Source organism: Brevundimonas sp. DC300-4 (genome assembly GCF_049897365.1).
Classification (GTDB): Bacteria; Pseudomonadota; Alphaproteobacteria; order Caulobacterales; family Caulobacteraceae; genus Brevundimonas.
In genome coordinates, this window is sequence record NZ_JAFCWC010000002.1 from 54,329 (window position 1) to 70,123 (window position 15,795).

11 protein-coding genes are annotated in these 15,795 nt (G+C 69.6%); 9 read left to right on the top strand and 2 right to left on the bottom strand.

All coding sequences use genetic code 11. From position 1 onward, the window contains the following. Positions 1-26 precede the first annotated feature (26 nt). Both ACP7AZ_RS03740 and ACP7AZ_RS03745 read right to left on the bottom strand, forming a co-directional pair. Positions 27-2,111: a prolyl oligopeptidase family serine peptidase gene (locus ACP7AZ_RS03740; RefSeq protein ID WP_426036195.1), complete on the bottom strand. Its 2,085-nt coding sequence runs from the start codon at positions 2,109-2,111 to the stop codon at positions 27-29. A gap of 70 nt (positions 2,112-2,181) precedes the next feature. After that, positions 2,182-4,272, bottom strand: coding sequence for a prolyl oligopeptidase family serine peptidase (locus tag ACP7AZ_RS03745; RefSeq protein ID WP_426036197.1), 2,091 nt, complete (start codon positions 4,270-4,272; stop codon positions 2,182-2,184). A gap of 196 nt (positions 4,273-4,468) precedes the next feature. On the opposite strand from ACP7AZ_RS03745, the gene ACP7AZ_RS03750 reads away from it, so the two are divergent. The 9 genes from ACP7AZ_RS03750 to trxA all read left to right on the top strand — a co-directional run bounded on the left by ACP7AZ_RS03750 (position 4,469) and on the right by trxA (position 15,766). Further along, positions 4,469-5,350, top strand: a complete 882-nt coding sequence (locus ACP7AZ_RS03750) for a GNAT family N-acetyltransferase (protein ID WP_426036199.1) — start codon at positions 4,469-4,471, stop codon at positions 5,348-5,350. Continuing rightward, a complete protein-coding gene (tsaE, locus tag ACP7AZ_RS03755) occupies positions 5,350-5,835 on the top strand; it encodes a tRNA (adenosine(37)-N6)-threonylcarbamoyltransferase complex ATPase subunit type 1 TsaE (RefSeq protein ID WP_426036201.1) in 486 nt (161 codons plus the stop codon). Before ACP7AZ_RS03750 ends, tsaE begins: the two co-directional genes overlap by 1 nt. Next, complete coding sequence (gene amgK, locus ACP7AZ_RS03760; protein ID WP_426036203.1) at positions 5,828-6,925, top strand: N-acetylmuramate/N-acetylglucosamine kinase AmgK; 1,098 nt, start codon at positions 5,828-5,830, stop codon at positions 6,923-6,925. Before tsaE ends, amgK begins: the two co-directional genes overlap by 8 nt. Continuing rightward, positions 6,922-7,638: an N-acetylmuramate alpha-1-phosphate uridylyltransferase MurU gene (murU, locus tag ACP7AZ_RS03765; RefSeq protein ID WP_426036205.1), complete on the top strand. Its 717-nt coding sequence runs from the start codon at positions 6,922-6,924 to the stop codon at positions 7,636-7,638. Before amgK ends, murU begins: the two co-directional genes overlap by 4 nt. Continuing rightward, positions 7,635-10,700 carry a double-strand break repair protein AddB gene (gene addB / locus ACP7AZ_RS03770; protein ID WP_426036207.1) on the top strand — a complete coding sequence of 1,022 codons (3,066 nt, stop codon included), beginning with the start codon at positions 7,635-7,637 and terminating at the stop codon, positions 10,698-10,700. Before murU ends, addB begins: the two co-directional genes overlap by 4 nt. Then, on the top strand, positions 10,697-14,173 hold the full coding sequence (gene addA, locus ACP7AZ_RS03775; RefSeq protein ID WP_426036209.1) for a double-strand break repair helicase AddA: 3,477 nt from the start codon (positions 10,697-10,699) through the stop codon (positions 14,171-14,173). Before addB ends, addA begins: the two co-directional genes overlap by 4 nt. After that, positions 14,170-14,595 carry a hypothetical protein gene (locus ACP7AZ_RS03780; protein WP_426036211.1) on the top strand — a complete coding sequence of 142 codons (426 nt, stop codon included), beginning with the start codon at positions 14,170-14,172 and terminating at the stop codon, positions 14,593-14,595. The genes addA and ACP7AZ_RS03780 overlap by 4 nt, the downstream gene beginning before the upstream one ends. A 43-nt stretch (positions 14,596-14,638) precedes the next feature. Further along, positions 14,639-15,316, top strand: a complete 678-nt coding sequence (locus ACP7AZ_RS03785) for an SDR family oxidoreductase (protein WP_426036213.1) — start codon at positions 14,639-14,641, stop codon at positions 15,314-15,316. A gap of 114 nt (positions 15,317-15,430) precedes the next feature. Next, a complete protein-coding gene (gene trxA, locus ACP7AZ_RS03790; RefSeq protein WP_426036215.1) occupies positions 15,431-15,766 on the top strand; it encodes a thioredoxin in 336 nt (111 codons plus the stop codon). The last annotated feature ends 29 nt before the right edge of the window (positions 15,767-15,795 follow it).

Genomic DNA, 15,795 nt, shown 5'->3' on the forward strand with positions numbered 1-15,795 from the left:
TTTCGGTGGAGGGTGCGGTCACCTGCTCAGTCCTGGGGCTGGAGGTGCTGGTCCAGCCAGCGGAACACCTCGTTGTGCCATTGCAGGCTGTTCTGCGGCTTCAGCACCCAGTGGTTCTCGTCCGGGAAGACGATCAGGCGGCTCTCGATGCCACGACGCTGCAGGGCGGTGAAGGTCGACAGGCCCTGCGCGGTCGGGATGCGGTAGTCGCGGTCGCCCTGGACCACCAGCATCGGGGTCTTCCATTCCGACACGTGATTCACCGGGTTGAAGCGCTCATAACCCTCGGGGTTGTCGTAGACGGTGCTGCCGTATTCCCACTCGGTGAACCACAACTCCTCGGACGCGTAGCCCATGCCGCGCACGTCGAAGACACCGTCGTGATTGACCAGGCATTTGAAATCGTCCGACCAGCGCCCGGCAATCCAGTTGATCATATAGCCGCCATAGGAGGCGCCGAGCGCGCAGGCGTTGTCGCCGTCCAGGAACGAGTAGCGCTCCTGCGCCGCCGCCCAGCCCTTCTGCAGGTCTTCCAGCGGACGGTCGCCCCAATGCTCGGAGATCGAGTCGGTGAAGCCCTGGCCGTAGCCGGTGGAGCCGTGGAAATCGATCATCACTACCGCATAGCCGGCGCCGGCGTAGCTTTCCGGGTTCCAGCGGTATGACCAGGAGTTGCCGAATGAGCCTTGCGGCCCGCCATGAATCAGGAAGGCGACGGGGTATTTGCGACCCTCGACATAGCCGGCGGGCTTGATGACGTAACCGTGGACCGTCTCGTCGTTCCAGCCCTCGAACGAGAACTGCTCGGCCTCTCCGAACAGGCGGTTGTCGAGTTCCGGGTTCACGTCGGTGATCTGGCGCGGCATCTCGCGGCCGCGGAAGGTCTTCACGTAGAGCTCCGACGGCGAGGTCAGGCTGTCCTGGGCGAAGACGAAGCCGGACGGGGTCAACTCGACCGCCGAGACGTGGCCGGGGCCCGTGATCGGGACGACGGCGCCATTGGCGACATCGATGGAGAACAGCCGGGTCTGGCCGACATCACCGGCGACGACATAAAGGGTGCGGCCGTCGGCGGACCATTGCAGGCTGTCTGCCGAACGGTCCCAGTTGGCGGCGACCTGGCGTTTGGCTCCCGTGGCCACGTCCATCAGGGTGACCTGCCAGCGGTCGGCCTCGAAGCCGGGGCGGGCCATGGCGCGATAGGCCAGGGTGCGGCCGTCCGGCGAGAAGACCGGGCCGGTGTCCCAGGCGTCGTTGCCGTCGGTCAGGTTGGTGAAGCCTTCGCCCGTCAGGCCGTTGGTCCTGAACAGGTCGAAATTGGTGCTCCACGGCTCGGTCTGGCCGGCGACGCGGGCCGAGAAGACGACGGCGTCGCCCTGGGGCGTGAAGGTGAACTCCCCTTCGTCACCGAAGGGCTTGGAAGGGGTGTCGCCGTCGAAGCCGTGGGTGACCCAGACCGGATCGCCTGAGCCGTCGGCGTTGACCACGAACAGGTGGTTCTGGGTGCCGTCGGCCCAGGTGTCCCAGTGGCGCACGAACATCCGGTCATAGACCTGACCCGTCGACTTGCGGGCGGCGGCTTCCGTGCCGCGCGCGACCGAGCAGGCGAGGTCGTCGCAGGTCGGATAGACGGCCAGGGACACCACGACCTTCGAGGCGTCGGGGCTGAGGCGATAGGCGTTGACGTCCAGCGGCAGGTCGGTGACCTGGGTCGCCGTAGCGCCGGTCGAGTCCGTCTTCCAGACCTGGCTGGACCCCGAACGGCCCGAGAGGAAGTACAGGCCGCCGTCCGAACCCCAGCGGGCGGTGTTGGCGCCGTCGTCGGAGATGGCCAGGCGACGCGGCTCGCTCTCGCCGTCGAGGTTCTGGATCATCAGGCTGGAGACGCCGCGGTAGGCCTCCATGTCCGTGGCGCGCACATTGTAGACGACGTGCCGGCCGTCAGGCGACACACGCGGGTCCGACAGCCGGTTGGCGTTCAGCATGTCGGTATAGGTGAAGGCGCGCTCGGCCGCCTGAGCCGTCGGCGCGGCGGGCGCCTCGGCGAGGGCGGGCAGGGCGGTCAGCATCGCCAGTGCGGCGCAGGCGGAAAGCAGGGAACGGTGACGCATCGGACGGCTCCTGGGACTTCGTTGGCGCTGGCGTAGCACCGGGGGAAGTCGGGAGGAAGCGGTCCTCAGATTACGGCGTCGGCGCCGTCCAGCGCGCGGTCCAGTCGAGAATTTCCCTCTGCCAATCGACGTAGTTGCGCGGCTTCAGCACCCAGTGGTTCTCGTCGGGAATCTGGACGAACCGGCTTGGGATGCCCTGACGCTGCAGGGCCGAGAAGGTCGCCAGGCCCTGGTCGATCGGCACCCGGAAATCGCGCGAGCCGTGCAGAACCAGCATGGGCTTGGTCCAGTCGCCCGCGAAATCACCCGGCGAGAACTCGCGGTACAGGTCCATCCGCTCCCACGACGGTCCGCCGAACTCCCAGATGAAGTTGCCCAGATCCATGGCGTTCATCAGCTGGGGCACATCGAAGACGCCCGCATGGTTGACCAGGCAGCGCCACGGCCCGTTCCACTTCCCGGCGATCAGATTGACCATATAGCCGCCGTAGGAGGCGCCGAGCGCGCAGGCCCGGTCGCCGTCGATGAAGCTGTTGGCGGACAGCGCGGCGGCCCAACCTTTCTGCAGATCCTCCAGCGGCCGATCGCCCCAGTGGTCGTTGATGGCGTCGGTGAACGCCTGGCCGTAGCCGGGCGAACCGTGGAAATTGACCATGACCACGGCATATCCGGCCGAGGTGTAGATCTGCGGGTTCCAGCGATACGACCAGCTCTCGGTCCAGGGTGACTTGGGCCCGCCGTGGATGAGATAGACGGCCGGATAGGTCCGGCCCTCGACATAGCCGACGGGTTTGAACACCCAGCCGCTCACGTCCTCGCCGTTCCAGCCGGCGAAGGTGAAGGCCTCGCCCTCCGGCAGGTCCAGGGCGGCCATCGCCTCGACGTTATGGGTGGTCAGGGTGCGGGCGTCGTCGCCGACGCCGGTCATGATCTGGGTCGGGGCGTCGAAGCCGTCGCGGGCGTAGACGAGGACGCCGGCGCGGCTCTCCACGCCGGAGATCGCGCCCCGTCCGGTCAGAGGCGTGATCTCGCCCGAGCGGGCGTCGATGCGGAACAGCCGGTTCTGGCCGTCATCGGACGCGGTGGTCAGCAGGCTGCGGCCGTCCGAACTCCAGGACAGGGAGCCGGGACCCCTGTCCCAGTCCTCGACCAGAACCCTCGGGTTCGAGCCGTCGGCCTCCGCCAGCATCACTCGGGCCTGGTCTCCGCCGACATTCTCGCGCCGACCGGCCAGCCACGCCAGACGGCGGCCGTCGGGAGAGAAGGCGGGGGCGAAATCCGGCGCCTCGTTGACGCCGCTCAGGATTTCGGTGGCGCCGCCCGCGACGGAGACACTGTACAGGTTGGTGTCGTTGGTGAAGGCTTCGACCGATGGGGTCGATTGGGTCGAATAGACGACGTTGCGGCCGTCCGGCGAAATGGCGAACTCGCCTTCGTCGCCCTGAGGCTGTGACGGGGTGTCGGCGTCGATCCCGGCCATCAGGTCGCGCGGCGTCCCTTCGGCGAGGCCCGAGCCGTTCAGGGGCTGGACGAACAGATGTTGGCGTCGTCCATCGTTCCAGTGATCGAACTGACGCAGCGGCATCCGGTCATAGCCGGTGACGGTCGAGGGCGAGCGATTGTCCGCGTCGATCCGGTCCTTCGTGCACTGGAGGGTGTCGCAATCGATGAAGATCGGCAGTGACAGGATCAGATTCCGTCCATCCGGCGAGACCTTGAAGGCGATGATATCGACCGGATAGGTCGTGACCTGCACCGCCGCATTGCCCTCGACGTCCGCGCGCCAGACCTGGTTCGATCCGCCGCGCGCCGACAGGAAATAGATCGCCTGACCATCGACTGCCCACCGCCCGGTCGAGGCGCCGCCGGTCGAGACGGCCAGCTTGCGCGGCTCCCCGCCGCTGACGTCCGCGACCCACAGGGCGCTGACGCCCCTGTTGCCGTCCCAGTCGGTCGAACGGACGGAATAGAGCACGCGTCGCCCGTCCGGAGACAGGCGCGGGTCCGAGACCCGGTCCATCATGGCCAGGGCCCGCATCGACAGACCGCCGGGCAAGGCAGCCACGGCGGCGCCGGGAGGCGACGCCTGCTGGGCCGAGGCTGTCATCGGCGCGGTCGACAATGCGACCGCTAGCACGGCGGTGGAAATGCTGAACTTCATGGGAGCCCCTCGGTATTTCCCCACCGTGCACCCCGGCGAAGGCCGGGGTCCAGATGGAAAAGGCAGGACTCTGGTCAAGTCGCCCTCGCAAGCCCAATCCCTCGTGTCCTCGATCTGGACCCAGGCCTTGGCCGGGGTGCACGGGAAGGGCGGACACGCTTGCCTGTGTTCCTGCCAGAGGCGACAAGGGGCGCGGATGATCGCTTCGCCGCCCGCCATGACCGAGCCTGCCGCCGTCCCCGCGCAACGGTCGGATCACGTCGTCGACGTCCTGATCGCCGAGCGGGCGCCGCAGCTGACGGGGTCGATCTTCTGGCCAGTGGTTCGCCCGGTGTTTTACTCGATCCTCGGCTACGGCCAGGCGCGGGACATGGCCGACGCCATCACGCCCCTGTCGGGACAGGCGGCGCTGGACCATGTGTCGAACCTGCTGGACCTGAAGGTGTCGTGCTTGAACCTCGATCGGCTGCCGGCCACCGGCCGCTGCATCGTTGTCTGCAACCATCCGACCGGGATCGCCGACGGAATCGCCGTCTACGATGCCATCAAACGCCGCCGATCCGACGCGATCTACTTCGCGAACGCAGACGCCGTCCGCGTCTCGCCCCGGCTGGACGAGGTCCTTATCCCGGTCGAATGGGTGGTCGACAAACGCACGCGGGCGAAGACCCGCGTCACCCTGGACGCCGCCAAGGCCGCCTTCGAGGCGGAACGCTGCGTGGTCATGTTCCCTGCAGGACGGATTTCCCGCGTGGGAAAAGAAGGACAGCTGACCGACCCGGAGTGGGCATCGACCGCGACGTCACTGGCGCGGAAATACAACGCACCGATCATTCCGATCCATGTCAGCGGCCCCTATTCGACCCTGTTCCACCTGTTCAATCGGGTGTCGCCGGAGCTGCGGGACATCACCCTGTTCCACGAGCTGCTGAACAAGCGGAAGAAGCCCTTCCGCCTCAGCGTCGGCAAGCCGATCCCGCCGACCCGTCTCGATATCGACGCGCCCCGTGCGACCTATGCGCTGAAGGCCTTCGTTGAGCGGGTTCTGCCCGGCCAGCCCGACGCGGACTTCGCCTGATGGTCGGGATCGATCTGGCCGATGCGGAGGCGACCACGGCGCTCGGGCGCGCTGTGGCACCGCGTCTCGAGCCCGGCGAGGCCGTCCTGCTCTACGGCCCGCTCGGCATGGGCAAATCGACCCTGGCCCGGGGCCTGATCCGGGCGCTGGCCGGCGAGGACGAGGACGTGCCTTCGCCGACCTTCACCCTGGTCCAGTTCTACGAGACCGACCCGCCCGTCGCCCATTTCGACCTCTACCGCCTGACCCGCCCCGAAGAGGCGTTCGAGATCGGCCTCGACGAGGCGCTCGACGTCGGCGCTGCCCTGATCGAATGGCCCGAACGACTGGGCGACAATCCTGCTCGCGCCCTGGGGCCCGACCGCCTGGCCATCACCCTGGAAGAACGCGGCGAGGGACGGCATGCGACCGTTTCAGGCGCAGGGGCGTGGGCAGAGAAGATCAATGACGTCGTCGAAAGCCTGTCAAAGAACCTGAATGTCTGACCTGACCGATAGAGAAACCCAGCGGGTCGCCTTCCTGACCGGGGTCGGCCTCGCCGACGCGCGCCGGGCGCCCCTGCCCGGCGACGCCTCGACGCGCCGTTATGAGCGGCTGACCCCCGCTAACGGACCTGGCCTGATGCTGATGGATCAGGTCGCGGCGGCAGAGAGCCCGCCGGCCGATCCCTCCTGGTCGCCCGAGCGTCGCAAGGCCGAGGGCTGGAACGCCATCGCCCGCCTGTCCGCCGGCCGGATCGAGGCCTTCGCCGCGGTCGCCTCCCACCTGCGTTCGGTCGGGCTGTCGGCCCCGGCCATCGTCGCGCTCGACGCCGCTGCGGGTCTCGCCGTACTCGAGGATTTCGGCGACGACCTGTTCGCCCGCGTGATCGAGGCCGGTCAGGACGAGACGCCCCTCTACCTCGCCGCCGTCGACGCCCTGGCCGAACTGCATGCTGCGCCGACGCCGCCGATCCTGACCGGCGCGGCGGGTGCATGGCCGCTGCAGGTCTACGACCAGACCGCGCTGCAGGGCGGGGCCGATCTGTTCGTCGAATGGGCGCCCAAGCTGAAGACAGAACTACGCTTCGACGACGCCGCCATCGCGGACTGGCACGCCGCCTGGGCGCCCATCGTCGCCGAGGGGGAGGCCGGGGCCTCGGTGCTGGCCCACCGCGACTATCACGCCGAGAACCTGATCTGGTTGCCCGAGCGCGAAGGCCCGGCCCGCGTCGGCATGATCGACTTCCAGGACGCGGTGCGGGCCCACCCGTCGTGGGACCTGCATTCCCTGTTGCAGGACGCCCGCCGCGATGTGTCGCCGTCCCTCGAGGCCGAGGCTCTGGAGCGGTATTTCGAGATGGCCGAGGTCGCCGACCGCCCCGGCTTCCTGCGCGCCTACGCCGGGCTTGCGGCCCTGAACGAGGCCCGCATCCTCGGCATCTTCGCACGGCTGATCGTGCGCGACGGCAAGCCGCGCTACGCGGCCTTCATGCCGCGCATGTGGGCCCACCTGAACGCCAACCTGACCCAGCCTGGCCTCGAAGGCGTCGCCAGGTGGTTCGACAGATACGTCCCTGCGGAGCTGCGCGCATGACGACTCCGAAGACAGCCATGGTCCTCGCCGCCGGCCTCGGCACGCGCATGCGGCCCCTGACCGATGACCGGCCCAAGGCCCTCGTCGAGGTCGGCGGCCGGGCCCTGATAGACCACGTCCTGGACCGGCTGGCCGACGCGGGCGTCGAAACGGCGGTGGTCAATGTCCACTGGTTTGCCGACCGGCTGGAGGCGCATCTGGCCGCGCGCGGACGCGGCCCCGGGATCGTCATTTCCGACGAGCGCACCGAGCTGCTCGAGACCGGCGGCGGTCTGAAGAAGGCCCATCCCCTGCTCGGTGACGATCCCGTCTTCGTGGCCAACATAGACAGCGTCTGGACCGATCGCGGCGCCGCCCCCTGGGTCGACGCACTGGTCCGTCTGTGGGACCCGGTAAAGATGGACGCCTGTCTCCTGCTTGCCACCCGCGAGGGCGCGATCGGCTTCGAGGGCGACGGCGATTTCTTCCTCGCTGACGACGGCCGCCTGACCTTCCGGGGCGAGGCGGCAACCGCGCCTTTCGCCTATATGGGCGTCCACATCACCCGACCGGACTATGCCGACGGCGGACCGGACGGACCGTTCTCGCTGAGCCCCCTGTGGCGCGCCTCGGCGGCAGCCGGCCGGCTCTACGGCTGCGTCCTCGACGGCGACTGGATGCACGTCGGCGACCCTCAGGCGCGCGACGAGGCCGAGGCCAGGCTCGCGGAGTGACGGCAGCCTTTGATCCCTTCCCGGGAGACGGCGGCAAGGCGGACCCGCGCTGGTTCGCCATCCCCGCCCACCGACCCTTTCTCGAAGACCTGGCGGCGGGCGTGCTCGACTGGCTGGGCAACCAGGCGCCGGAGACCCTGTCCGACGCCACCATCCTCCTGCCCAATCGCCGGGCGGCGCGGGCCTTCACCAGCGCCCTTTCGACCCTGAGCGGCGACCGCCCCGTCCTCCTGCCTCAGGTCCGCCCGCTCGGCGACCTGGAGGAGGACGAGCCGCCGTTCACCCCCGGCGAACTGGGTCTCGACCTGCCGCCCGCCATCGCCCCCCTGACGCGCCGGTTCGAGATGGCGCGGCTGATGGTCGAGCATCACGATGCTGCGCTGTCGCCGATGCGCGCGCTGGAACTGGCTGACAGCCTCGGCGCCTTCCTCGATTCCTGCCACATCGAGGAGGTCGAGGCGCCCGAGCGCATCGCCACCCTCGTCGAGGAGGACTTCGCCGAGCACTGGCGTCAGTCCGCGCAGTTCCTCGGTCTCGCCGTCGAGGCCTGGCCGCAGCGCCTGGCCGAACTCGGCCGCGTCGACGCCTCGTGGCGGCGGACGAAACTGCTGCGCCTCCTGGCCGAGCGCTGGGACAGCCATCCGCCGCAAGGACCGGTGATCGCCGCCGGTTCGACCGGCACGGTCAAGGCCGCCGCCGACGTCCTGATCGCCGTCGCCAGGGCACCGCAGGGCTGCGTCGTCCTCCCCGGCCTCGACCGTGACCTCAGCGAAGCCGCCTGGGACGCCATTGAGGAACAGCATCCGCAGAGCGCGCTGAAACGGTTCCTCGAACGCGCCGGCGCCGACCGCGCCGACGTCCGTCCCTGGTTCCTCCGCCCGGTCGTGCCCGCCGTCGAGGCGCGAGGCCTCGCCCGCCAGCGACTGATCAACGAGGCCCTGCGTCCCGCCGAGGCCACCGCCGACTGGCGCGCCGAGATCGCCCGGCTGCGCGCCGACGCTGCCGATGCCGGGCAGGCCGCCGACCCCATCGCCCTCGGCCTCGAAGGCCTGTCCGTCGTCGCGACCCGCACCGAGGAGGACGCCGCCGCGACCATCGCCCTGATCATGCGCGAGACGCTCGAGACCCCCGATCCCGACGGGAAGGCCCGGACCTGCGCCCTCGTCACTCCGGATCTCGCCCTGGGCCGTCGCGTCGCCGCCCGGCTGGAGCGCTGGGGCGTCGTCGCCGACAGTTCCTCCGGCGCGACGCTGGACCAGATGCCCGTCGGCGTTCTCGTCGATCTGGCCGCCCGCTTCATGGCCGATCCGCTGAAGCCCCAGACCGTGCTGGCCCTGATCAAGCACGCCCTGACGATCCTGCCCGAGGCAACGCCCCACGCCGCCGCCGAGCTGGAGAAGGTCGCCTTCCGCGGCCCCCGCACCCGCGACTGGACCCGGATCGAGACCCGCCTGACCCAGGCCGCCGAACCCCGCCGCGACGGTCAGCCGCCCTCCGAAACGACTCTCGTCCGCGTCGCGGAGGCGACCGCGCTCGCCGGCCGGCTTCAGGCCCTCGCCGCTGCCGCCGCCCTCGGTCGTGCGGCTTCGCTCGACCAGGCCGCCCGCAACCTCACCGCCCTCGTCGAGGCCCTCGCCGGCGTCGACGTCTGGGCCGGGCCGGACGGAGAGGCGGCGGCCTCCCTGCTGTCGCAACTGATCGAGGGCGGCGCGTCGCTCGGCGCCGTCAGCGCCAACGACTTCGCCGAACTGGTCGCCTCCTTGCTGCACGACGTCACGGTCCGCACCGGCGGCGCGACCCATCCTTCCCTTCGCATCCTCGGCGCCATCGAGGCGCGTCTGGTCAGGGCCGACCGGATGATCCTGGCCGGGCTGGAGGAGGGTGTCTGGCCCCAGGGCGCGCCGATCGATCCCTTCCTGTCGCGGCCGATGAGGAAGACCCTCGGCCTGCCCCCGCCCGAGCGTCGCGTCGGCCAGACGGCCCAGGATTTCGTCCAGGCCGCCTGCGCCCCGGAGGCCATCCTCGTCCATTCCGAACGCCGCGGCGGCCAGCCCGCCGTCCGCTCCCGCTGGCTGTGGCGGCTGGACATGCTCACACGCGGCGCCGGGGTGGAGATCGACCGCCCCTCCGAAGCCCTCTCCGCCGCCCGCGCCCTCGACGCGCCGGTGGCCGGTCAGGGCGGGCTGGCGAAACGCCCCGCGCCCAAACCCCCCGTCGACCGCCGCCCGCGTCAGCTCCCCGTCACCGGCGTTGAACGCTGGGTGCGGGATCCCTACGCCGTCTATGCCCGCTACGTCCTGAACCTGCGTCAGCTCGACCGGCCGGGTCAGTCCGCCGAGGCCCTGGCGCGCGGCCAGGCCGTCCACAAGGCGGTCGAGCGGCTGACGCTCAGCTGGCCCGCCGTACTGCCAGACGACTGCGAGGCCGAGATCGCAACCCTGCTGCACGAGGAGCTGACCCACCACGGCTTCGAGGACGCCGCCATGGCGCGCGAGGGTCCTCTGGCCCGCAACTGCGCCCGCTGGCTGGCCGGGTTCGAGATGCGCCGCCGCGCGCGCGGCATCGAGATCCGCGTCGAGGAGGAGGTGCAGATGACCTTCGACGCCCCCGCCGGTCCGTTTACCCTGACGGCCAAGGCGGACCGGATCGAACTGTCCTCGACCGGCGCGGCCATCCTCGACTTCAAGACCGGGGCCGCACCCTCGGCCAAACAGGTCAAGTCCGGCTTCGCCCCCCAGCTGACCCTGACCGGCGCCATCCTGGCCGAGGCCGGCCTCAAGACCTCCGGCCCCGTCGGGCCCGAGGAGCTGACCTATGTCCGCGTCGTCGGCAGGAAGGTCCCCGGAGAAGCGGCGGTGCGCGCCCAGGGCGCCGAGGCCTCCGACCTGTCGATGGCGGCTCTGGCCGGACTGAAGGCCCGCGTCGCCCGCTTTGACGACCAGACCACCCCCTATCTCAGCTGGGTCGCGCCCCAGTTCATGGGCAATTTCGGCGGCAACTACGATCACCTCGCCCGCGTCTGGGAATGGGCGGTCGCCGGCGCTGACGGAGACGCTGAATGAGCGGCCCTGACAGCTCCATCCGCATCCTGCCCGACCCCGCCCAGATCGCGGCGGCGAACCCGCGCCAGTCGGTCTTCGTCACCGCCAACGCCGGCTCGGGCAAGACCTCGACCCTTGTCGACCGCGTGGCCCGGCTGCTGCTGGAGGAGGTCCAGCCCGGCGAGATCCTGTGCGTCACCTACACCAAGGCCGCCGCCGCCGAGATGCAGGCGCGGCTGTTCCAGCGCCTCGGCGACTGGGCGGTCATGGGTGATGAAGAGCTGGAAGACTCGCTCGCCGACCTTGGCGGTCAGATCAGGGCCACGCTGTCACCCGACGAACTTTCCAAGGCGCGCAACCTCTTCGCCAAGGCGCTCGACACCCCCGGCGGGCTGAAGATCCAGACCCTGCACGCCTTCTGCGAAAAGCTGCTGCGCCGTTTCCCGCTCGAAGCCGGGGTCACCCCCGGCTTCACCGTGCTGGAGGATCAGGCCGCCATCGCCCTGTCCCACGGCGCCCGAGAGGACCTGGCCCGCGCCGCGCTTTCCGACGCCGACGGCCGCATCGGCCGCGCCTATGCCCATTTCGCCGTCGAGCTCGACTGGGCCAGTTTCGAGAGCCTGCTGGCCCGCATTGAACAGGACCGCGCCCGGCTGATCGACTATGTCGCCCGCATCGCCGCCGACCCCACGATCAGCCCCTACGCCCTCGTCGGCGCTGATCCCGACAGCGACGTGGCGTTGATCCAGTCCGACTTCATGCGCTTCCTCGACCGGGGTGACTGGCTGGAGATCGCCGAACTGATGTCCACCGGCTCGGTCACGGACCAGGGCTGCGCCGACCGCATGTACGCCGCCGACTGGACCTTCCCCGAGGTGGCCTCGGTCTTCCTGACCTCGGGCGCGCCGCGAAAGTCGATGGCGACCAAATCGGCGCCCGCCCGCGCCCGCGACTGGTTGACGGCCCTGCAGGACAAGGTGGTCGCCACGCTCGGCCAGGTCCGCAAGGCCCGCGTCGCCGAGGACACCGTCCACGTCCTGACCCTGGCCCAGGCCCACGGCGCCCTCTATGACCAGGCCAAGGCCCGTCGCGGCGCCCTCGATTTCGGCGACCTCGTCGCCCGCACGGTCGAGCTGCTGACCGTCCGCGCCAATGCCGCCTGGGTCCTCTACAAGCTCGACGGCGGGGTCGAACACGTCCTGATCGACGAGGCCCAGGACACCGCCCCGGAACAGTGGGACATCATCCGCGCCCTGACCGAGGGCTTCTTCTCCGGCGCCGGATCGCGTCGTTTCGGGGCCGGCAAGGTCGAGCGCACCGTCTTCGCCGTCGGCGACGAGAAACAGTCGATCTACTCCTTCCAGGGCGCCCGGCCGGAGCGGCTGAATCGCGAGGCCCAGTCGTATGAGACGCTCGTTCGCGGCGCCGGCTTCGCCTACACGGGCGTCGAACTCGCGACCTCCTTCCGCTCGACGCCGGAGGTGCTGGGCTTCGTCGACGCCGTGTTCGAAGGCCCCGAACGCACCCGCGCCCTCGTCGGCGAACAGGTCGGCGCCATCCCCGCCCACAAGGCCATGCGCGCCGACGACCAGGGCTGTATCGACCTCTGGCCCATATATGAGGACGAGAAGCCGCCCGAGCGCGACGCCTGGGACGACCCCGTCGATCAGGAGCCGGTCCAGGGCGCCCGCAAACGGATGGCCGCCGACCTCGCCCGCGAAATCAGACGCCAGGTCGAGACCGGCGTGGCCGTTCAGGACCGCAAGACCCGCGCCCTGCGTCCCTCCGGCTACGGAGACTTCCTGATTCTCGTCCGCCGCCGCGACGCGACCTTCGAGGAGATCATCCGCGCCCTGAAGGCGGCGGGCGTGCCCGTGGCCGGCGCCGACCGGCTGAAGCTGTCATCGCACATCGCCTTCGACGACCTGATCGCCGTGGCCCGGTTCGCCCTCTTTCCCGACGACGACCTCAGCCTCGCCGGCATCCTGCGCAGCCCCTTCTGCGACCTGGACGAGGACAGTCTGTTCGACCTCGCGGGCGCCGAGCACCGCAGGGGGCGGCTGTGGCCTGTCCTGCAACGGCGCGCTCCGGAACGGCCGGAATGGGTCCGCGCCCGAGACCTGCTGGCCTTCGTCCTCTCCCAGCGCGGCCGCGATCCTTTCGCCTTCTTCGCCGCCCTGCTCAACCGGGTCGACGAGACCGGCCGCTCGGGTCGCGCCCGCATCCTGTCCCGCCTCGGTCGCGAGGCGGAGGAGGCCATCGACGAGACGCTGAACCAGGTGCTGGCGGCCGAACAGCGCGGCGGCCTCGATCTGGAGACCGCCCTGTCGATGCTGGAGGCCGCCGACGTCGAGGTGAAGCGCGAGCTGGAGGGCGCGCGCGGGGAGGTCCGCGTCATGACCGTCCACGGCGCCAAGGGGCTGGAGGCGCCGGTGGTGATCCTGCCCGACACCACGGCGCGGGCGAAGGCCCAGGGACCGACCCTGATGCCGGTCGAACTGGCCGATGGCCCCGAGGCCTGGCTGATGTGCCCGGGCTCGGAGAAGGAGGATTGCGAGGCCTCGGCCGACGCCCGCGCCGTCCGCCAGCAGCGCGTCGACGACGAGACCTTGCGGCTTCTCTACGTCGCCCTGACGCGCGCCCGCGACCGGATCGTCATCCTGGGGCGCGGCTCGGGTCGGTCGAAACAGGGCTATGAGGACGGCAGTTGGTGGGCCGTCCTGACCGAGACCTTCGAACGCCTCGGCGGACAGGTCCGCGACATCGGCCATAGTCGCCGCCGCTATGGCGTCGATCCGGTCGCGATGGCGACCTCGCGGGTCGTGCCCTTCCCGGGCGCCGTTGTTCCCGCCTGGGCGCGGACGATGCCGCCGGTCGATCCGTCGGCGCGCTACGTCTCCCCGTCGCAGATGGAGGGCGCCAAACGCATCGCCGCCCCGTCGCCTCTGGCCGTCACATCGACCGGGGAGGGGGCCGCATTGGGCCGCTTCCGGCGCGGCGACCTGATCCACCTGCTGCTCGAACGCCTGCCCGAGATCGGCGCCGCCGACCGCACCGGGGCCGCCGCCCGACTGCTGGCGAAGGAGCGCGACCTGTCCGACGCCCAGCGCGCCGAGATGATCGATGCCGCCTTCCGCGTGCTCGACGACGCCCGCTTCAACGCCGTCTTCGGTCCCGGCTCCCGCGCCGAGATCGCCCTGACCGGCGGCGCCGAGACGCTGCACCCCGGCGTCGTCATCAACGGCCGCATCGACCGGCTGGTGGTGACGCCCGACCGGGTCCTCGTCGTCGACTACAAGACCAACCGCCCCGCCCCCGACCGCATCGAGGCCGCCGACCCCGCCTACGTCGCCCAGATGGCGACCTATGTCGCGGTGCTGGCCCGGCTTTATCCGGATCGCCCGGTGGAGGCGGCGCTTGTGTGGACCGATGGGCCGAAGCTGATGCCGGTGCCGCAGGGGCTGATGGATGAGGCGCTGGCGGGCTTGCTGTGACCGACGCGCGTCTTCAACTCGCAAAGTGGTTCGAGGACTTCTGGCACGGACCACTGCCCGCCAACGGCAATGCGGACCTATTCGAAGTTTGCGGCATCGCTGGCGATGACGCCTCGGATTTCATGGACGCGTTCGGCGCGCGTTTTGGCGTCGATGACGACGGCTACCGCTGGTATTTCCATCACGGCGAAGAGGGCTCGAACTTCGGCGGGCTGTTCTTCAAGCCGCCCTACAGGCGCGTGGTACGAGTCCCAATCACGCCTGACATGCTCGCCGAGGCCATCGAGAGCAAGCGATGGCCGCTTCGCTATCCTCCTCACGAACTGCCGACCGTGCGTTGGGATATCCGCATCAATCAGATCCTGATGATCATTCCGGTCATCATGTTCGGGCTGTGGGTCTGGAAGCGTTTCCTTGCCTGAGGGTCGCCGGAACCGGATCGACCGCTCATCCCTTGAGGTCCGCATGAAGACAGCCATCGTCACCGGAGCCGCGGGCCTGATCGGGCGGGGAATCTGCCAGGCCCTGATCGCCGACGGCTGGACCGTGGCCGCCTTCGATCTGAAGCCGGGTCCGGAGAACACCCGGTCCGTGATCTGCGACGTCGGCGACGAGGCTTCGGTACAGGCCGCTTTCGCCGAGCTGGGGTGGGACGCCCTGAACCTTCTGATCAACAATGCGGGCATCGCCGGGCCGGATCGCGGCCCGATGGCCGAGCTGTCGCTGGCCGACTGGCGCAAGGTCACCGACAGCCACCTGACCGGCGCCTTCCTCATGAGCCGCGCGGCCATTCCCCTGCTGGGCGACGACGGCGCCATCATCCACATGGTCTCGACGCGCGCCTTCATGTCCGAGCCGAACACCGAGGCCTATGCCGCCTCCAAGGGCGCCATGGTTGCCCTGACCCATGCCATGGCGATCACCCTCGGGCCGAAAGTGCGGGTCAACGCCATCGCGCCGGGCTGGATTTCCGACGAACAGGACCTCCGGCCCATCGACCACGCGCAGCACCCGGTCGGCCGCGTTGGCCGCCCCGACGACATCGCGGGCGCCGTCCTTTATCTGGCGGGGGCCGGCTTCGTTACCGGCCAGGTCCTGACGGTAGACGGTGGCATGACCCGCAAGATGATTTACGCCGAGTAGATCAGACCGCGTGGGCCTCCGTTGATTTCCCCCAGAATCGCCCCACATCTCGACCAACATCATGGGCTCAAGTAGGCCGAACGGCCGGTAGCCCCCAAGGAAGAGAGATTTGATATGGCCACGGTCAAGGTCACCGACGAGAGCTTCGACACCGACGTCCTGAAATCGTCCACCCCCGTGCTGGTGGACTTCTGGGCGGAGTGGTGCGGCCCCTGCAAGCAGATCGGCCCGGCCCTGGAACAGATCTCCGACGAGCTCGGCGGCCAGGTCACCATCGCCAAGATCAATATCGACGACAGCCCGCTGACACCGTCCAAACTGGGCGTGAAGGGCATCCCGACCCTGATGCTGTTCAAGGACGGCCAGATGACCTCGCTCAAGGTCGGCGCCATGCCCAAGGGCAAGATCCTGGAATGGCTCGCCGAGACGGGCATCGCGGCGAAGGCCTGATCGAGGCGCGACGCTGGTCGCCCTTGCAT